20 protein-coding genes are annotated in these 18,471 nt (G+C 47.2%); 5 read left to right on the top strand and 15 right to left on the bottom strand.

Annotated elements, in window-relative coordinates:
- Positions 1-44: 44 nt before the first annotated feature.
- From IT393_03320 to IT393_03300, 5 genes are all read left to right on the top strand, one after another.
- Positions 45-1,064 carry an RnfABCDGE type electron transport complex subunit B gene (locus IT393_03320; protein ID MCC7201683.1) on the top strand — a complete coding sequence of 340 codons (1,020 nt, stop codon included), beginning with the start codon at positions 45-47 and terminating at the stop codon, positions 1,062-1,064.
- 95 nt (positions 1,065-1,159) lie between these two features.
- Entirely contained in the window at positions 1,160-1,534 is a 375-nt protein-coding gene (gene rpsF, locus IT393_03315) for a 30S ribosomal protein S6 (protein ID MCC7201682.1), read from the top strand.
- Between the two features lie 13 nt (positions 1,535-1,547).
- Complete coding sequence (locus IT393_03310) at positions 1,548-1,940, top strand: single-stranded DNA-binding protein (GenBank protein ID MCC7201681.1); 393 nt, start codon at positions 1,548-1,550, stop codon at positions 1,938-1,940.
- An 18-nt stretch (positions 1,941-1,958) separates the two neighbouring features.
- Complete coding sequence (locus IT393_03305) at positions 1,959-2,222, top strand: 30S ribosomal protein S18 (protein MCC7201680.1); 264 nt, start codon at positions 1,959-1,961, stop codon at positions 2,220-2,222.
- Positions 2,223-2,341: 119 nt separating this feature from the next.
- Positions 2,342-3,574, top strand: coding sequence for a putative glycoside hydrolase (locus IT393_03300; protein MCC7201679.1), 1,233 nt, complete (start codon positions 2,342-2,344; stop codon positions 3,572-3,574).
- On the opposite strand, the gene IT393_03295 is transcribed toward IT393_03300, so the two are convergent.
- From IT393_03295 to ccsA, 15 genes are all read right to left on the bottom strand, one after another.
- Positions 3,569-4,192, bottom strand: coding sequence for a hypothetical protein (locus IT393_03295; protein ID MCC7201678.1), 624 nt, complete (start codon positions 4,190-4,192; stop codon positions 3,569-3,571). The genes IT393_03300 and IT393_03295 overlap by 6 nt on opposite strands.
- Positions 4,182-5,990, bottom strand: coding sequence for a putative Ig domain-containing protein (locus IT393_03290; protein ID MCC7201677.1), 1,809 nt, complete (start codon positions 5,988-5,990; stop codon positions 4,182-4,184). Before IT393_03290 ends, IT393_03295 begins: the two co-directional genes overlap by 11 nt.
- Positions 5,991-6,004: 14 nt before the next feature.
- On the bottom strand, positions 6,005-6,505 hold the full coding sequence (locus IT393_03285) for a fibronectin type III domain-containing protein (GenBank protein ID MCC7201676.1): 501 nt from the start codon (positions 6,503-6,505) through the stop codon (positions 6,005-6,007).
- 192 nt (positions 6,506-6,697) lie between these two features.
- A complete protein-coding gene (locus IT393_03280) occupies positions 6,698-8,884 on the bottom strand; it encodes a DUF1926 domain-containing protein (protein ID MCC7201675.1) in 2,187 nt (728 codons plus the stop codon).
- A 19-nt stretch (positions 8,885-8,903) separates the two neighbouring features.
- Entirely contained in the window at positions 8,904-9,185 is a 282-nt protein-coding gene (locus IT393_03275; protein MCC7201674.1) for an acylphosphatase, read from the bottom strand.
- Positions 9,185-10,213: a 6-phosphofructokinase gene (locus tag IT393_03270; GenBank protein ID MCC7201673.1), complete on the bottom strand. Its 1,029-nt coding sequence runs from the start codon at positions 10,211-10,213 to the stop codon at positions 9,185-9,187. The genes IT393_03275 and IT393_03270 overlap by 1 nt, the downstream gene beginning before the upstream one ends.
- Positions 10,213-11,679, bottom strand: a complete 1,467-nt coding sequence (gene glgA / locus IT393_03265) for a glycogen synthase GlgA (GenBank protein MCC7201672.1) — start codon at positions 11,677-11,679, stop codon at positions 10,213-10,215. The genes IT393_03270 and glgA overlap by 1 nt, the downstream gene beginning before the upstream one ends.
- 23 nt (positions 11,680-11,702) lie before the next feature.
- Complete coding sequence (locus tag IT393_03260; GenBank protein MCC7201671.1) at positions 11,703-12,833, bottom strand: site-2 protease family protein; 1,131 nt, start codon at positions 12,831-12,833, stop codon at positions 11,703-11,705.
- Positions 12,834-13,778, bottom strand: a complete 945-nt coding sequence (locus IT393_03255; protein ID MCC7201670.1) for a tetratricopeptide repeat protein — start codon at positions 13,776-13,778, stop codon at positions 12,834-12,836. It lies immediately after the preceding gene.
- 17 nt (positions 13,779-13,795) lie between these two features.
- Positions 13,796-14,272: a cytochrome c-type biogenesis protein CcmH gene (locus tag IT393_03250; protein ID MCC7201669.1), complete on the bottom strand. Its 477-nt coding sequence runs from the start codon at positions 14,270-14,272 to the stop codon at positions 13,796-13,798.
- Positions 14,269-14,823: a redoxin domain-containing protein gene (locus IT393_03245; GenBank protein ID MCC7201668.1), complete on the bottom strand. Its 555-nt coding sequence runs from the start codon at positions 14,821-14,823 to the stop codon at positions 14,269-14,271. The genes IT393_03250 and IT393_03245 overlap by 4 nt, the downstream gene beginning before the upstream one ends.
- Entirely contained in the window at positions 14,823-16,775 is a 1,953-nt protein-coding gene (locus tag IT393_03240; protein MCC7201667.1) for a heme lyase CcmF/NrfE family subunit, read from the bottom strand. The genes IT393_03245 and IT393_03240 overlap by 1 nt, the downstream gene beginning before the upstream one ends.
- 30 nt (positions 16,776-16,805) lie before the next feature.
- Entirely contained in the window at positions 16,806-17,258 is a 453-nt protein-coding gene (locus tag IT393_03235) for a cytochrome c maturation protein CcmE (GenBank protein MCC7201666.1), read from the bottom strand.
- Between the two features lies 1 nt (position 17,259).
- The gene (locus tag IT393_03230) at positions 17,260-17,763 is read right to left on the bottom strand and encodes a cytochrome c maturation protein CcmE (protein MCC7201665.1); all 504 of its coding nucleotides are present in this window, start codon (positions 17,761-17,763) and stop codon (positions 17,260-17,262) included.
- On the bottom strand, positions 17,760-18,467 hold the full coding sequence (ccsA, locus tag IT393_03225; protein MCC7201664.1) for a cytochrome c biogenesis protein CcsA: 708 nt from the start codon (positions 18,465-18,467) through the stop codon (positions 17,760-17,762). Before ccsA ends, IT393_03230 begins: the two co-directional genes overlap by 4 nt.
- Positions 18,468-18,471 lie beyond the last annotated feature (4 nt).

Below are 18,471 nucleotides of genomic sequence, written 5' to 3'. Positions count from 1 at the left end.
TAGCAAACCGGGAAATAACAGCATATTCTGAGAGGAAGAGCAATATGTTATCCGCCATTATTACGATGGGTGCGATGGGCGCCCTCGCAAGTCTGGGACTTGGTATTGCAGGCAAAAAGTTTGCGGTTGAAATAGACCCCAAAATTGCCGAGATTGACAGCTTCCTGCCTCACGCCAATTGCGGGGCATGTGGTTATGCCGGATGTCTGGGGTTTGCGACTGCTGTTGCTGAAGGAAAAGCCGGAGTCAGTGGATGCCCGCCTGGCGGCGCATCTACGGCAAAAAAGATATCTGCAGTCATGGGTGTTGCTGCCCCTGAAATGCCGGAAAGGATGCTTGCCCGTGTCTACTGTCTTGGCGGACATCAGGAGGCGGTTGAAAAATTTGAATATCACGGTATACAGGATTGTAATGCCGCAGTGCTCATATCAGGCGGTTCAAAGAGCTGTGTCTATGGATGTCTCGGTCTTGCAAGCTGTGTGAAGGCATGTCCCTTTGACGCCATGTATATGAGTAAAAACGGGCTTCCTGTTGTTATAGATGATAAATGTACCGGCTGCGGCTTGTGTATTCCGCCGTGTCCCAAGAATCTTATTGAGCTTATCCCTGAAAACAGGGACGTTCATATATTCTGCAGGTCATTGGATAAAGGAGCTGACACAAAGAAGGCGTGCAACATAGGATGTATCTCCTGCAACAAATGTGACAAGGTGTGTCCTTATGATGCTATAACGATAGACAGCTTCCTTGCACGTATAGATTACAATAAATGTACCGGGTGCGGTCTCTGTGTCCCTGTGTGCCCTACAAATATTATTACAGACCTGATACCTGTCAGAGAGGTTGCATATGTACATGAAGAGTGCATAGGCTGTCTGATATGCAAAAAGGTCTGTCCGGTTGATGCTATTACGGGAGAATCAAAACAGTTACATGTGGTGGATCCTGTCAAATGTATCGGTTGCACCATATGTGCTGACAAGTGCCCGCCAAGGGTAATAGAGATGCAGTCAACTCAGACAAAACAGAAGTCACAGATGGAGAGGATTAGCAGAGCTGCTTAAATAATACATACGTATTATAAGTATATCATGCCATTTCTCCTTGCTCTGTTTTTATTATAAACAGGGCTATTTAACCCGGAAGGAGGTGAAAAACATTGAACATTTATGAGTCTATCTTTATCCTGAAGTCCTCAGTCAGTGATGAGGATGTCCAGAAGACAGTAAGCAAGATGGAAGGCATCGTAAAACAGGGCGCTGAGCTTGTTGCTACTGAAAACTGGGGCAAGAAGAAACTTGCCTATGAGGTGGCAAAGGAAAAAAGGGGGGTTTATATTCTCCTTCGGTTTCAGGGAAAGGGTGATATTATTTCAGACCTTGAGAGAAATTACAGGATTGATGATAATATCATTAAATTCCTTACCGTAAAATTGGAGAAGAAGGAGATTGAGCAGTTGAAGAAAAAGGAGGCAGCAGCCGCCTCTGCTCATGAGAAGGCTTCGAGAGAACAATCAGGCGCTACGCACGTGTAAAGGGGGTAGTGTTATGAGTGGATTTAACAAGGTTATTCTATTGGGGAACCTTACCAAGGACCCCGAAATTCGTTATACCCCCAACGGTACTGCCGTTGCAAATTTTTCGCTGGCGGTAAACCGGCGTTTCAAACAGGGAGGGGATATAAAGGATGAGGTCTGTTATATTGATATAGTAGTATTTGGGAAACAGGCCGAGAGCTGCAGTCAGTATATCAGCAAGGGTGATTCTGTTCTTATAGATGGCAGATTGCAGCAAAGGCGCTGGGAGACGGAAGACGGTCAGAAGCGGAGCAGGATGGAGGTTGTGGCGCAGAGCGTACAGTTTATGCCGAAACGCCAGGGTGGCCCTGCCCCGCAGGACTTTGTTCCAGAAGATGGTGGCAGTGATGAAACACCATTTTAATTATACAAAGGAGAAATAATGGCAGAACGTGGTGATCGTGGTGACAGAGAAGACAGGGAGTTTAAGCCTTATTACAGGCGGAAGGTCTGCAGGTTTTGTACAGACAAGGTACCTGTTATAGATTATAAGGACTTACAGACATTGCGGAGTTATGTCTCGGACAGGGGTAAGATAATGCCGAGGAGAATATCCGGGGTTTGCGCATCTCATCAAAGGGAGCTAAACACCGCTATTAAACGAGCCCGCAATATAGCACTGCTACCCTTTACAGAGAGAGGGTAGCAGGCAGGTGGTAAATTCAAGGCACGACTTCAGACTTCAGTATGATTAACCGATGAAATCAGCAAGGCAATCGGGCCTCACGCTGTTTTGATGAGTCAATCGTCAGGAGACTGAAGTCAATGTGGAATTATCTGCTCTTAGGGGCATCGTTTTTAGTATCTTTTGGTATTGCGGTCTCTGCCTGGCTGCAGGATTCATATCCGGTCATATTAAGCAGTCCGCGGGATTATCAACAGCAGGAAAATGTTGATACCCACCCGTATCCTCCATCTCTCAGAGTGGAAAAACCTGAGGTAAAAGGCATTCATGTTACAAGCTGGATTGCCGGAGACAGGAGGTACTTCCCTGATCTTATAAAACTCATTGATGAGACTGAGCTTAATACGATTGTAATAGACCTTAAGGAGGCGGATGGGAGGGTTGCCTATGATGCCGATGTCCCGCTCGCCAGGTCTTCCGGGGCTATCCAGAAGAGGATCAGAAATCTGGATGGCATTTTAGAGGAGTGTAAGAGGCACAATATTTACAAGATTGCCCGTATAGTCCTCTTTAAGGACACCTTCCTTGCAGAAAAAAGGACTGATCTGGCCATAATGAACAAGGTTACAGAAGGTATTTGGAGGGACTATAAGGGAGAGGCATTCACCAACCCATATTCTAAAGAGGTGTGGGACTATAACCTCAGCCTTGCAGAAGATGCGGCGGCGCGTGGTTTTGATGAGATACAGTTTGACTATGTAAGGTTCCCCAGCGACGGCCCGCTCAGGGAGATTTCGTATCCTGACGGACACAATGAGGATAAGGCTGCTGCGCTGATTTCATCTTTTGTAGAAGAGGCCGGCAGACGCCTGGCCCCCTATAATGTAAAACTATCCGTAGACGTATTTGGCCTTACCACCCTCCGTGATGACGTCGGCATCGGCCAGAACTTCAAGCAGTTGATTGACAGGGTAGATTATATCTCTCCAATGATATATCCGTCACACTACTGGAAAGGTTCATATGGTTATAAGAATCCGAACAGCGCCCCCTATGAGATCATAAGACATTCCCTGAGAGATGCCATAAAAAAATCTATTGATCAGACACAGACAGAGGCGATAATAAAAGGCAAGATAAGACCCTGGCTGCAGGACTTTACCCTCGGAAACCCGCCGTATGGCGCAGCAGAGGTCAGGATACAGATCAAGGCTGCAAATGACCTTGGCATCAGTGAGTGGCTGCTTTGGAACCCGTCGGTCCGCTATACAAAGAGTGCACTGCTGCCTTACTGGAAGGGTGTGCAGGAGGCAGACGCAACAAACCCGAAGCCTGCGGAACAGCAGATACATGCACAGACCCAGGGTTCATAAACCCGGCGTAAAATATCCTCCATACCACCTCTCATCAGGGATATCTACAGGATGTCCTTTTTCATCAATAATACTGTTATGGGCGAAATTGAGTGGGCTTTCCCCTGCAGGTTTTTTAAACTTTAAGGTTAGTACATGAATTTTACCAGTAAGCGGACCAAGCCCTTTTCCCCTGGATGCACCTACAATCAGGGTTTCTCCATCCAGTGCGACAAATAGCTGTTTCCACATTTCTATACCTTCCGGGGAAGGGTCCGGCTGCAGGAAATCCACTGAATGGTCATCCTTCAGAACGACCCCGACGCTGGCCCCGTTAATCAACAGGTCAAATGCAGCGCCAAATACGGGCTTGTCTGAACTGATCATTACATCAATAGCCAGGACATCATCATTACTCCTGATGATGTTTTTACAGACATATACACTATTGGGTGGAGGTGACGAGCAGTCCTGCAGTTCTGCTGAAAAAAGGGCTGCTCCTCCCTGAGCAGGGGAGGTAGTTGACTGAGTGCCTGCCCCCCCTGAACCGCATGAAATAAGTATCACGCTGATAAAGAAGATGTGTACAACAATCCAAACCCTGTCTTGAATGCCCTTGTATATCTTTTTATTGTCCATTCGATTTCCCAAAGTTCCCCTGGAGGATGATAAGGTCATCATTATCAATGTCCCCATCACCATCCAAATCTGCAAATGGATTCCATTCCGGTGAAGCAGGTGAAATCCCCAGTGCAATATCAAGGGCAATGAGGTCATATCCGTCCACCCTGTTGACTGAGCCTGATGTCATAAAGTCAACATTTCCCGGAGGTGATGCGAGAATGACCCACTGATAGGCAGTGTTTGATGTTATTCCCACAGCATCGGTTACCCTTACTGTAAAGGTATACTTTCCAGGTTTAACAGGTGTACCAGAGACAACGCCGCTTTGTGCATCCAGAATCAGGCCTGCAGGAAGGGCCCCTGATACGAGGCTCCATGTATATGGAGATACCCCGCCTGTTGCTGTAAAGGTTGCGCCCTGTCCCGTGCTATTCTGATAAAGACTGCTTACAGATGCAGTCACTATGGACGGGGCTGGATTTACCATGATTGCCAGCATCTTTGTTGCAGTGGCGCCGTACAGGTCTCTGACAGTTACTGTGAATCCCCAGTTGCCGGCAGTTGATGTTATACCAAGTATCTCTCCTGTTGATGAGACAAGGCTAAGACCCGCAGGAAGTCCTGAGGATATTGTCCATGTGTATGGTGCTGCCCCGCCCTGCGCCTGCAGGGTGCTGTTATAGGCAGCGCCTGCTGTTGTCTCCGGCAGGGAGTTTGTGCTTACTGATATTCCCTGATAAACAGTAATTGTCAGGTTCCTGGATGCAGTTGCGCCATTCGCATCTCTAACCCGGGCTGAAAAGGAGAACAGGCCTGATGATGACGGCGTGCCGCTTAATATGCCTGTTGCACTGTTTAAAAGGATGCCCGGAGGCAACGCCCCTGATGCAATATCCCAGGTCAGCGGGGCAGTCCCACCTGAGCCTGACAATGCTGTGTTGTATGTCTGATTGACAGTAGTCCCATCAAGTACAGAGGTCAGGATCTGCAATGAGGGATTGATTACCATGTTAAGATCCCTTGTTACACCCTGTGATAATGAGTCTGTCAATCTGATGGTAACAGGATAAGTCCCGGCCTGGGACGGGGTTCCTGATATTACGCCTGTGCCTGAGTTAAGCGAAAGACCTGGTGGAAGGCTGCCAGCCTGCCTGCTCCATGTGTAAGGCGGAAATCCTCCCGAGGCATTGAGGAGAATCGTCATACTGCTCCCCTGTGTCCCCTGTGGCATGGAAGCAGTGGTGATCTCAAGCGGCTGCTGGACTACCTGGCCGTCGTACCAGTTCAGTCCTCCTATCATCTCTCCCTGAAGGTCTAACATGTTCATGAGAGATAAGGAGACATTGCTTTGCAGGACCTGCGCCGCAGTTGAGGATACCCTGAATTTTAATGTCAGAAGAGTCCCGCTTCCAGATGCCCCCGGGTCCCCGTTATTTTGTGACAACCCTATGATTAACGTTCCCGGCACTGCCTGAGGACTTGCAACCAGTTTCACCATGTTTCCGTTATCAGGGATGTCACTCCCCTCAAAGAAATTTCCAGGAAGATAACTGTCGTAGGTCAGTACAGCAGGGTCAAAGTTGACATCGAATGCAGCGCCTATCGCAGGCGTTGTGCCTGACAAAGAGTTAACCCTTACATCTAATGCGAGAATATTTCCCTGACTCTGTGTTGAATTGTAGCTTAGATATATGCTTCCGGTTCCAGGTGCAGGATTTTCCTGTGAGTATACGAAGGCATTAACCGGCGATAATGGGAAAAGGCATAGTACGGCCAGCGCCCAAAACAACGACAACGAAATTTTATTTTTCATCAGAAACTCCTTTTTTATTCTACGGCGCCAAAGTTCCCAATCAATATGCCGAGGTCCTGCTGATCAACCATCCCGTTGCCATCAATATCCGCGAGAGGATTCCAGTTTGCACTTACAGGGGTAGTACCAAAAGCCCGTTCCAATGCAATCAGGTCATAGCCGTCTACGCGGTTTACAGAGCCTGGCGTGATTGTGTCAATATTACCAGGAATAATACCTGGGATTCTTTTTATTACCTCATTGGAAAAGTCACTCTCATTTCCTGCAATGTCATAGGCAGTAACAGCGAAGTAGTAACCTCGTCCCTCAGACAGGTTGGTCACAGTCCAGGATGTAACATTATTCACATTTATGCTGGTGTTATAGGTTCCTGACGCAGTCCCATAATAGACTTTATAGCCGCCAAGGTCTGTCAGAGGGTAGCCATCAGAGTCGGTTGTTGGTGGGTCCCATGCAAGCATAACCTCTCCGGCACTTGCGATGGGAATTAATTCCCAAAAAAGCAGATAACACAAACATATTAAGATAAGATTTCTTTTCAGCATCTTGTTACGACCTGTCAGAGTAAGTTCTGCTACGGATGATATCTGATGTGAAAAACAAAGTTGGATAATTATTGATATCGGACATCAGTATAATACAGGAAAAATAATTTTGCAAGGTTTTCCCACAGCGGGATTCGAAGTTTTCCACAGGATTGGAAAGTATCAGATATTTCGCATGGTAAGTATTATCCTGACACCCCATTCCATGCCACTATCAAGAGAAAACTTCCATTGCGGGATCAGTACAGAGCCCTGGTATTCTTTCTCAAATCCGCTTTCAGACTGGGATACGGTCTCAACAGGGAATCTCCAGAGCGTGCATTTCTCAGAAAATGTCAGGCCAATATTGACTGCTATAAGCCTGTTTTCTATTCCGAAGTATGATACATTTTTGCTTTCGCCCCTGCTTGTCTGACATGAGTCTTCAAGATAGCCGCCTTCTGTGTAATACCTGCAGAGGTCAGTCCTGCCATTGAGCATGGCAAAATTAAATTCAGGGCCGAACCAAATATCACAAGGATTGCCTGATATATACCTCAATGAATAATTTATCTCAAGATCAGGACTTCCATCTTCAATCTTTATATTCTTTGTTACACAGACCTTTGTCCCATTAACAACACCCTCTCCCTCAAGGACTATAATCCTCCCATTCCGGATATCTTTTATGGAAGATTTATAAGGTGCGTAGGGAAATCCGCCAAGATCAGTCTGTCTGTTTTGCATGACAGCTTCAAGAGATGTGTCACTGCCTAATATGTGATCTATCAGCATGCCCCGGCGGTAAGTGTCATAGTGAAGATGCAGGTGGAGGTCAGCCTCTTTTGATTTGGAAATGTCATGTATGGAGGCCGGCCCTTCTTCATTGTGAGCGCTGCCAGCCGAGTTATGTATCTTCTTATGGTAGACTTCAGGTCTTCTCGCCAGTGTATTAAGAATATTAAATGATGCAGGCCTGTAGTCAAGTTCAGTAATTATACCGCCCTTGTGAGTATCTACAACCATGGAGATTGCCGGAGTAGTTACTAATATCTCATCGCTGCCGTCGCAATCAAAATCATAGTGTTCGACCTCGATCCAGTTGCCGTGTCCATGTCTTGCATCATCTGAGATCCTTTCTGCACTGATCAGGTGTCTGTATACCGCTGCCCTTAAATGCCCAAGGTAGAGTCCTCCGAAAATGCCATGCCAGTACGGGCAATTTACCTGCCCCCTCCATAATTCAAGGTATGCCTCATAAACATTAGGCGGGAGGCCCTCACCCTTCCTTGCAACGCACCTTCCGATGTAGTCAGGATCAATAGGCTTGCTGCTCCCATCTGTCAGTTCTGATACCTTGGTACTTACCCTGAGCATCTTCTTATGCATATTATTGGATTCAGGATATTTTTCGAGGAAATTACGCCAGAAGCCACCCCGGATAAAGGGTGCATAATAACCTTCTTTTCCGTTGTTTCGTATGTCCAAAAGGACATTTTCAAAATGGGCACAGCTTTCATAGGGAAGCGCCCATTCCATCATTTCCCTGTAAGATGCTGTCGGTATGTATACTCTTCCATGCGGCCGTATATTTTTAGCGGCCTCGCTGATTGTCGTGAGGTTGAGCCAGGACGATTCATGGCTCAGGGCTTCAAAAAACCGTTCAAGCCACTTCTCGTTATAAACCCAGTTGTAAGTATCCGGCCACAACCCGAACTTCTCTCCGTCATCGCCATAAACAAGAAGCCGGTCTCCTTCTTCTGTGGCCGCTCCTTTAAGGTAGTCTATAGTCTCATGAACTTCCCTGAAAGGGATCGAATACCTGAGCCTTTCACTGGACGGAAAGAGATAAACAACCTTACCCTCGTCCTCTGTTGAATAATATCCATGAAGCTGGTCTTCAGACAGTCCCGCATAGCGAAAGTGGATATCATCAATTATCAGATACCTTATGCCAGAATCATGAAGCAGGCTCGGGAGGTGAGGCTCCCATATCCGTTCTGTAAGCCACATCCCCCTGGCTTCAGCGTGGAATTTGTTTTTTAAATATTCCGTCATCATGCTGATCTGACCGATAGAATCACGCCGTGGTATGACACACAATATTGGTTCATAAAACCCGCCTGTCATCATTTCCACCTGTCCGCTGGCGACTAAATCGCTGATTCTCTTAATAAGCTCAGGCCTGTTGGACTCGATCCATTCAAGCAGGCTTCCGGAGTAATGCAGGGTAACCTTTATAGAAGGATACTTCTCCAGGACATCAATGAATGGTTTGTAACTCTTTTCATATGCTTCCTTAAAGACACTGTCAAAGTTGTCAACAGGTTGATGAAAGTGCAATGCCATTGCGAAGTTGATTTTCTTCAAACCGTACCCCCAGATTTCTTTACCGTGATCTCTTCACATCGAAGAGTTCAAACTCATCATTATAAGGTTCAGGATTTGCTTCTACTGATTCGACTATTGCTGCCGGAGGTCCCTTGCGGCACCATTGTACCAACTTATCCACTGAATCCTTTTCCCCTTCAGCAACCAGTTCTACCCGTCCATCCGGCAGGTTTTTTACAAAACCGGTTATACCAAGTGATTGGGCAACCTGTTTGGCTGAATCCCTGAAAAAAACCCCCTGGACAATACCATTGATGAACAGATGCACCCTCGTCTTCATTACCCGAAAAATGTTGTGGCAATCTCATAGATATCCATATCCACTGTCTTGGCCTTTTGTACGCCTTCTTCGAGACTTACGGCAACTATCTGATTGCCCCTGAGGGCAACCATCTTGCCAAAGTCCTTTTTTTCTATAAGATCAACAGCAGCGATTCCATAGCGTGTTGCCAGTATCCTGTCAAAGGCCGTCGGGCTTCCTCCACGCTGCAGGTGACCCAGGACCACATCCCTGCACTCCGCCCCTGTGCGGTTTTCGATCTCTGCACACAGGAATTTTCCTATGCCTCCGAGCATTACATGGCCAAAGGCGTCTTTCTTTATATCCTTTGTGATGACTGTCTCACCCTCTGCCAGCACAGCACCCTCTGCCGCGACAATTATGCTGAATCTTTTCCCTGACGCCTGTCTCCGTTTTATGCTATCACATACCTCATCAATAGTGAAAGGCTTCTCAGGGATGAGTATATAGTCAGCGCCTCCTGCAAGTCCTCCATACGTGGCAATCCATCCTGCATGCCGTCCCATCACCTCGACTACCAATACCCTGTGATGGGATTCTGCCGTGCTGTGGAGATTGTCAAGGGCATTCATGACGATGTTTACTGCAGAATCAAAGCCAAATGTAAAATCAGTGGCTGACAGGTCATTATCTATGGTCTTGGGTACTCCTATTGTATTGATTCCCATTCCATAAAGTTTATTTGCAACACCCAGTGTGTCATCCCCTCCGATTGCAACAAGGACATCGAGCCCCAGTTTCTTTATGTTCTCAATTACCCTCTGAGGATTGCCCTCCTTTGCAAAGGGATTGGTCCGTGATGTCCCGAGTATAGTGCCTCCCAAATGGAGTATCCCGGAGGCAGACCCTTTGTCGAGTTCTTTATAGTTGAGTTCGATCAGCCCTTTCCATCCGTCCCTGATACCAATTACGTGATGTCCAAGTTGTGATGCCTTTTTAACAACTGCCCTGATTACAGAATTCAGTCCCGGGCAGTCTCCTCCGCCCGTCAGAATGCCAATATTCATTAATACGCCTCCTTATCAAGAATTTTTTTATAAAGCCCCAGATATTCTTTTGCCGGTTGTTTCCATGAAAAGTCTGACTTCATCCCTGCGGTAACGAGGTTCTTCCATGCCTTTTTGTCATCATAAACACAAAGCGCCAGCAGTATGGCCTTTAACAGGTCATCCGGACTGTAATGGCTGAATAGAAAACCTGTGGCTGTTTTGCCTGCAATGGTCGAAGGGAGATAGTCTGTTATTGTATCAGCAAGCCCACCTGTCTTATGCGCCACAGGTATGGTGCCGTACCTGAAACTATAAAGCTGGCTCAGACCGCACGGCTCGTACTTCGAAGGTATAAGAAACAGGTCCGCTCCTGCCTCTATCTTGTGTGCGAGCGTATTGTCAAAAAAGAGGTTAACAGATAATTTAGCGGGGTATTTCTCTTTAAACTTCCTGAACATATCCTGATATTTAGCCCTGCCTGTGCCAAGCATTACCATCTGTATGTCGAGTTGCATTAATTCATCCATAATTTCTGCAAGTATGTCATATCCCTTATGGTCGTCCAGTCTCGATACCATTCCAATCAGAGGAGCGTCTGAAACCGGGAGTCCGCAATTTTTTTGCAGGTCTCCTTTACAGTCCTTTTTGCGGATGATCGATTTAATACCATATTTAACTGAGATGTGATTGTCTGCGGATGGATCCCACTCATCATAGTCAACGCCGTTTATAATGCCGTAAAGGTTTTTACTATGCTCCTGAAGGACTCCCTCAAGGCCACAACCGTATTCCTTAGTCTGTATTTCCCTGCTGTATGTCGGACTCACTGTTGTTACAATATCGGAAAAGACTATACCTCCTTTAAGTAAATTTATCTGTCCGTAAAATTCGAGTCCGTTCATCCTGAAGAGGCTCCAGTCAAGCCCTGTGAGCGGGAGTTTATCCATGCCAAACAGCCCCTGATAACCAAGGTTATGGATCGTAAAAAGGGTCCGGATATTTGCTGTCCTCAAAAAGGTTTTTAAGTACACGGGTATCAGGGCGGTCTGCCAGTCATTGCAGTGAATGATGTCAGGCTGCCAACCCAGCCTTTCCATGGAGTGGAGAGCCATCATGGAGAAAAAGGAAAATCTTTCCATGTTGTCTACATAATCTTTCCCGCCTTCCTGGTAAAGTTCCTTTCTGTTGAAATATTTGCCGCTACTGACGAAATAAACCGGGATCCTGCTCCCGGGAAGAGTCCCCTTATAAAGCCCCCCTGTTTCGTCCCTGGTTCCTATTTTAAAAGATATGTTTTCTGCAACCTTCTTTAATTTATGTAATGATTCATTGATCCCGGCATATTTGGGTGTAATAACCCGGATATCACATCCGGCTGCAGCAAGCGCCCTGGGCAAGCTCCCGGCAACATCTCCAAGCCCTCCTGTCTTGGAGAATGGCGTGACCTCAGGTGTACAATAAAGAATGGATAACTTCTTTTTCATTGTTGCCGGAGTCCTTTTAATTGTTATGAATTTCCCAGGTCTGCCTTTAATTTCAGCATCTGCATTATGTCACGCTGACTGATCATGCCGGCTATCCTTCTGTCTTCGAGCACAACAAGCCTGCCACGGTGGGTATCAATCATCTTGTCGAGGGCTTCAAGTGCTCCGCTCTCAGGTGAGATGGTAAAGGCAGAAATGTCCTTAAACATTACATCCCGTACAATAGTATAAGGCCATTTCTCTTTTTCTACAACCTTTATATCATGAATAGAGATGATGCCGGCCAACTCCTCTCCTGAAACAACCGGAAAACTGTTAAAGCGATAGCGGAAGAAAAAGTTGTTTACTATATGGTCAATGGTCATATTGTCATTAACTGATATTGCGGGTGATACCATGATATTCCTGATCCTGACAGAGGAGAGGGTGCGGTGAAGCAGGGTCTGCCTGTATCCCTCATCAGCCGCCTGCTGAAGGAACATTCCCACGAATATAAGCCAGAGGCCGCTTATAAACACACCATTCAGCAAGTCCCACAATCCGCCGACAATCAGCAGGATGGCAAAACCTTTGCCTATCCTGCTTGTTATAAGTGTCGCCCTGTTCAGGTTATTGGTGCGCTTCCAAATGAATGCCCTTAGCATACGCCCGCCGTCAAGGGGAAAACCTGGTATAAGGTTAAATACGGCAAGCATCATGTTTGTGTATGCAAGGAAATATGATATTGCCAGTACAGGGGATGTAGCCATATCCCGCTTAAACACGAATACTATAGTCCAGAATATTCCTGATATGAAAAGGCTCAAGGCAGGTCCTGCTGCAGCAATCTTAATTTCTCCTGAAGGGGTGCGGGATTCTCCAACCATTTGAGCTATGCCGCCGAACACAAAAAGGGTTATGCTCTTAATCCTGATGCCCTGTTTTTGTGCAACATAGGAATGAGATAATTCATGCAGCAGTATGGAGGAGAATAAGATGATGGCTGCGATAAAAGCCATCATCCACCTGATCCATGGCTCGTAGTATGGTCCAAGATAAGGAAAGTAGCTGACAGCAAGTGTATATACAACAAGGGAAAATACAATAAACCAGGTGTAGTTTACATATATGGGTATACCCAGGACCCTGAAAAGTTTAAAACCGGCGGTAAGCATTTAGAGATTCCCGCTCTTTAGCTTTCTGAGTGCGTCCTTTACGAATTCCGAGTCTTCACTGCCTGGCGGGAGATTTTGAATTGCCCCCTCCCAGTTCTTTACTGCCTCATCATACTGCTTCAGATGTGCAAGGGCAAGCCCTTTATAGTAGAGGGCAGCCGGTAATCCGGGGGAGAGCAAAAGTGCATGATCGAGATATTCTATTGACTTGTTATAGCTGTCCGGATTGCCCGGGGCAGCTGACTGAATAAGCAGGTATCCCATGCTGTAATAGGCCTCTATATTATTGGGATCAAGCTCTATGACCTTGCTCCATGCCTTCCGGGCCTCTTCCGGCCTTTGAATTGTCATATAGGACCGTCCGGCCATAATCTGGCCATCGAGGTCATTTGGGTTTTGCCTGAGCTTTCGTTCCAGTCTGGCGACCATTTCGACGGGGCCTGGTGTACCTTCCATTGAGACGGCCCCGGGATTCTCCATCATGGCTTCCAGGTTTTGTTCCTGAATTTTCACAGAATGATAATAATAGACTGCGGAAGCGCCCCCTGCGATAAGAAGGATAAGTATCGTCAATACTGCTATATTCATGGCCCGGAACCTGGCAGATGGCTCATTGTCATTTGCCAGGCCTTTGCGTCGTTCAGGCGTTTCATCTTCTGCTGCTTCTATGCTGTCTATCCGGTCAAGTATTTCAGCAAGACGGTGTTCTTCCATATCCCTGAGCCGTTTATAGTCGGCCGGAGAGAGTTTTCCGCCCTGGATGTCAGCCTCCAGATCCCTGATTGATGCGAGTATGTTCTCTTTTTCTGTTTCCAGATCTGCTGCTGCGTCTCCTGTTGCGGCGTCAGCCTGAGACAGGGGCTGACGCCTGCTATTTCTAAATAGCGGCCATGCAATCAGGAGCAGTACAATTATTATAAGCACTGCTGCATAAACAATGAACATTTTCTAATGCGCCTCCATTATTTGTCGAAAGATTTCAGCTCTTCTTCGATTCGTCTGCGGTGTGCCTCATCCAGTGCAGGCATTTCTTCAACGCTGGTATCCTTTGTCCCTGAGACCCAGCGGCGCATAACAATGTAGAGGATGACCCCTCCAACGATAAGCAGGACGAACGGGCCTGCCCATAGGAGCCAGTTCAATCCGGACTTTCGTGGTTCGAGCAGTATATAGTCACCATAGCGGCTTTGAAAATATGCCTGGATCTCTTCCGGGCTTTGGCCCTGCGCAAGCCGTTCCCTGACCACCTCTCTCATCTGCTTTGCCAGGTCAGCTTTGGAGTCCCAGATGGATTCATTCTGGCACACTGTGCATCGAAGTGTTTTTGCCACATCCCTTGTCCTTGCATCCAGGTCAGTCTCATCCCTTATTTCAGCCCTGATGACGGTTGCAGCAGTGAACAGAAGGAGGAATGAGACAATCCATATAACTTTCTTCATGAACGTTGAGGCTCCCTGCCCTCTAAGAGAGGGCGTATGATTTGTTCAGTCATTTGTGAATAGACAGGCCCCATTATCGGACCGACATACTTGAAACGAATAATTCCCTGTCTGTCTATAACAAATGTTTCAGGCACCCCATATACACCATAATCAATTGCGATTGTGCCTTTGATATCCCTTACATGGGGATAGGTGCTGCCGAAGGAACTGAGAAAGGCTATTGCATCCCCTGGCTGGTCCTGGTAATCAATGCCAAGCATTACGAAATCAGGATGACTCCTGAACTGTCCATTTATGGAGAGGAGTGCCTGATGCTCCAATCTGCATTCCTGACACCATGATGCCCAGAAATTAAGGACTACTACCTTCCCTTTGTATGAACTGAGGGAAAGGTTTTCGCCGGTCTGGACATCCGGACCTGAAAATGGGGGTGCCTCTTTTCCGACAAGTACTGAGGGGATGCTGCGCGGGTCACGGCCGAGTCCTGCGTAAAAAAGCCCTATGATCCCGATAAGGGCAATAATAATTGCGACATGCCACCCTTTCATTATGAATCCCTCCGCCTTCTCTTAAAGAGTATCAGGACTACACCCAGACCCATGATCCCGCCGCCATACCAGATCCAGTGGATTAAAGGATTCTGAAAGGCCATAACCGTGATCCATCCCTCCTCTGTGATTTCACTGAGTGAGAGGTATAGATCTCCCATACGGCGAGGTTCGATGGCAGCCTCTGTCGTCGGCATTTGAGAACCGCCCATATATTGGCGCTTCTGGGGCCGCATCTCTGCTACAAAACGATCTTTCTCATAGACATTAAACAGGGCCTCAACACCGCGCCAGTTGATTCCTGCCGCATCCTGAATCCCCAGGAACTTGTAGGAGTAGCTTCCAAGCTTGAACTCATCTCCTGGTTTCAGCATAACGGTCTTTTCCAGTTTGTAGGCAGATGATCCGACTATTCCGAGTATGAGGACCAGGACTCCAATGTGGGTTACAAGCCCGCCGTAGCGCCGCTGATTGTGGTGCCATGCCTTATAAATGCCGGCTGGAAGACTTACTCCGGAATGACTTGACCAGTAGGAGCTGGTTTTATACAGGTCAATTATGATTGTTGCGGAGACAAAACAGGCAATAAACACTATAATCAAAGGATAAGCCATTCTAATGCCAAAGATGGCGAAAATAGCTGCACTGGCCAAACCGGCTATTAATGGTATCAGAAAGTTCCTGCGTATGTTTTCCGCTGAGGCCTTACGCCAGGCGATCATTGGCGCAATCCCCATCAGAATAAGTATAATCAGGACGATGGGCATGAAGACCTTGTTGTAGTAAGGGGCGCCAACAGTTACCTTTGTCCCGTACAGGGTGTCAACGAGCAGGGGGTATAGTGTTCCAAGAAATACAGTTGCAGTAGCTATGAGCAGGAAAAGGTTGTTGAATAAGTAAGCTGACTCGCGGGATACGATAGAATCCATTTCGATTTTTGTCTTTAGCAGGTTTGACCGTATGATGAGAGTGCCGAAGGAGAAGAGCAGTACAGCGGACATAAAAATCAGTATATACACACCTCTTCCGGGATCATTTGCGAAGGCATGAACAGAAGAGAGTATCCCGCTTCGAACAAGGAATGTCCCAAGCAGAGAGAGAGAGAATGTCACGATAATCAAAAAGAGGTTCCAGACCTTGAACATCTTACGCTTTTCCTGAACCATCACAGAGTGAAGATATGCGGTTCCGACCAGCCACGGCATAAAAGATGCGTTTTCAACCGGGTCCCACGCCCAGTACCCTCCCCAACCCAATTCGTAGTAGGCCCAGTATCCTCCCATCAGGATGCCGAATGTCAGCATGATCCAGGACAGGAGTGTCCACCGGTGGGTTGACCGAATCCATTCTTCCCCCAGCCGGCCGGAGAGAAGGGCTGCCATGGCAAAGGAAAATGGAATGGAAAAACCTACATACCCGAGATAAAGAAAAGGCGGATGAAACACCATGCCCGGGTCCTGCAGCAGGGGATTCAGATCCATGCCTTCAGAAGGGGCGGGAAATATGCGCTCAAAGGGACTCGACAGAAATACAATGAGTGCAAGGAACCCGGCTGTTACTGCGGACTCGATAGCTATAAGGTACGGGATAGTTGCAGGGTGTTTCTTCCAGTGGATCCATGCGGCAAGGGCGGCAAAAGCGCTAAGGATCCATGTCCAGAACAGCAGAGAACCCTCATGTCCTCCCCAAAGGGCTGCAATTGTATAGAAGACAGGCAGCCGGCTGTTGGAGTTCATTGCAACATATTTCACCGAGAAGTCGCGCATCAGGAAGGAGTAAATAAGGGTTCCGCAGGCAAGTGAAATCAGGAGGAAGTTTACTGTGACAATCTGCCGTCCGGCCCGTATCAAGCTGTTATTTACTGTCCAAAGGCCGGCAACAGGGATGATTATTCCGGCTATGGATACCATTAGTGCAGTGATTACAGCGAAGTAACCGAGCTCTATCATCATACTGTGTATTTCCAGTGTTGCATAAATTATCTATTCCTGCAGTGATTTTATAAAGTCCTTCTTTGGCAGCTCCACACCTGCCCGTTTCATCTCTATTGGCATATAGTCTTCTGAATGTTTGGCCATAATCATATTGGAGTGAAAGATTTTGCCGGAGTCCCAATAGCCCTCTGCAACAGCCCCGGTCCCCTCCTTGAAGAGGTCCGGAGGCACACCTTCAAAGGCTACCTGGATTGTCTCAGCACCGTCAGTGAGGTCAAAGTTCATACGAAGGGTATTGGGAATGACTTTCAGGCTTCCCATTACAACCATTCCTCCTACCCGAACCTTCCTGCCGTAATAATCAGGGGAAAGCGTACGGATCTCCGATGGGGTATAAAAATAGATCAGATTTTCCCCGAAGTTTCCAAGCGCAAGATATCCAAGCGCTCCTGCAATAATGAGAATGCTTACGCCAATGCCAATCTTTCTGCCTTTTGTCAAACTACATGACCTCCGGTTCGTAGAGCTTTGCCTCTTTAACCTCTGTGTATAGTAAGCGAAGCTTTCGTTCCATCAAAAACAGGAAAAGGCAGGTTGGCAATATGCCCAGCAGATACGAAACTGCCACAAATCCGTAGTTGGGAACGAGGGAAAGGGCCTCGCCTTCAAATTCTGCTGTTTTGGTATTCATCCTTCCGGTAACTACAACTACCTTGAGGTCTCTTAGTGAATCGGTGTCCTGACCGTGGTAGCGGACAATAAGGCTCCTGTTGTTACCCTGAAGACTGAATGACGCACTCAGGCCGTCATCTTCCCTGGTCAGACTGCCACCCTGGATCATCCCGCTTATCCGCACTGTTTCATTGGAAGGGTGCTCAAGAATCTGATCCGGTGTGAGACTGGCCACATCCCGCAGATATCTCTGGTATCCCAAAACAGCAATTGTAAATATGACAAGGAGTATAATACCCCATCTAATGTAAAACAAAGTCTTTACCCTGCTCATAGATGCGCCTGACTCAGAAAACGTCCTTTCTTGGCTTCGAGGAGGTGCCCCAGGTAAAGCATCCTGGTCCGGACCATTACCATGTAGGTAAAGAGCAGGTAGAATCCGATAGTCATCACAATCAATGGTATCAGGATTTCCTGTGAAATGGCAAGCCCCCTTTGAGAGACAGAGAGTGGCTGATGAAGAGTTCTCCACCATTCTACAGAGAAATAAACTATCGGCAGGTCTATAAAACCGACAATGGCGAGTATTGCGGCATAGCGGGCCTCTTTATCCCTGTCATCCATAAACACCCGCAGCATCAGATAGGCCACCAATATCAGGAGAAGGACTAAGGCGGATGTCATCCGTGCATCCCATGACCACCAGGTATTCCATGCCGGTTTTCCCCAGATGGACCCGGTAACCAGTTCTCCGGCAGTAAAGAATACCCCAATACCGGCAGTTGCATGGCTGAGGTTGTCGATCACACTGTCTTTTTTCCACAGGTACCAGATGCTTCCAATAAACAGCACCAGATATGAAAGGAGCGAGGTTTGGGCAAATGGTACGTGGACATACATTATTCTGACGATTTCTCCCTGATAGTAATCCGGCGGAGAAGAGATGAGGGACATATACAGTCCAACTGCAAGAAAAATGGCTGTTGCAAGTCCGAACCATCCTTCAAGGCGTCTCATCCACTGAATCAATTTATTCATTTAA

The organism is Nitrospirota bacterium (genome assembly GCA_020851375.1).
GTDB lineage: Bacteria > Nitrospirota > 9FT-COMBO-42-15 > HDB-SIOI813 > HDB-SIOI813 > RBG-16-43-11.
Note: the sequence above shows the minus strand (reverse complement) of the source record. Positions and strands in the feature narration are given on the sequence as shown.

Bases quoted from the DNA above. Each gene is read 5' to 3' on its own strand.
- IT393_03320 (MCC7201683.1), top strand. From the start codon at position 45: ATGTTATCCGCCATTATTACGATGGGTGCGATGGGCGCCCTCGCAAGT.
- IT393_03310 (MCC7201681.1), top strand. From the start codon at position 1,548: ATGAGTGGATTTAACAAGGTTATTCTATTGGGGAACCTTACCAAGGAC.
- IT393_03305 (MCC7201680.1), top strand. From the start codon at position 1,959: ATGGCAGAACGTGGTGATCGTGGTGACAGAGAAGACAGGGAGTTTAAG.
- IT393_03300 (MCC7201679.1), top strand. From the start codon at position 2,342: ATGTGGAATTATCTGCTCTTAGGGGCATCGTTTTTAGTATCTTTTGGT.
- IT393_03295 (MCC7201678.1), bottom strand. From the start codon at position 4,192: ATGGACAATAAAAAGATATACAAGGGCATTCAAGACAGGGTTTGGATT.
- IT393_03290 (MCC7201677.1), bottom strand. From the start codon at position 5,990: ATGAAAAATAAAATTTCGTTGTCGTTGTTTTGGGCGCTGGCCGTACTA.
- IT393_03275 (MCC7201674.1), bottom strand. From the start codon at position 9,185: ATGAAGACGAGGGTGCATCTGTTCATCAATGGTATTGTCCAGGGGGTT.
- IT393_03270 (MCC7201673.1), bottom strand. From the start codon at position 10,213: ATGAATATTGGCATTCTGACGGGCGGAGGAGACTGCCCGGGACTGAAT.
- glgA (MCC7201672.1), bottom strand. From the start codon at position 11,679: ATGAAAAAGAAGTTATCCATTCTTTATTGTACACCTGAGGTCACGCCA.
- IT393_03260 (MCC7201671.1), bottom strand. From the start codon at position 12,833: ATGCTTACCGCCGGTTTTAAACTTTTCAGGGTCCTGGGTATACCCATA.
- IT393_03255 (MCC7201670.1), bottom strand. From the start codon at position 13,778: ATGTTCATTGTTTATGCAGCAGTGCTTATAATAATTGTACTGCTCCTG.
- IT393_03250 (MCC7201669.1), bottom strand. From the start codon at position 14,272: ATGAAGAAAGTTATATGGATTGTCTCATTCCTCCTTCTGTTCACTGCT.
- IT393_03245 (MCC7201668.1), bottom strand. From the start codon at position 14,823: ATGAAAGGGTGGCATGTCGCAATTATTATTGCCCTTATCGGGATCATA.
- IT393_03240 (MCC7201667.1), bottom strand. From the start codon at position 16,775: ATGATGATAGAGCTCGGTTACTTCGCTGTAATCACTGCACTAATGGTA.
- IT393_03230 (MCC7201665.1), bottom strand. From the start codon at position 17,763: ATGAGCAGGGTAAAGACTTTGTTTTACATTAGATGGGGTATTATACTC.
- ccsA (MCC7201664.1), bottom strand. From the start codon at position 18,467: ATGAATAAATTGATTCAGTGGATGAGACGCCTTGAAGGATGGTTCGGA.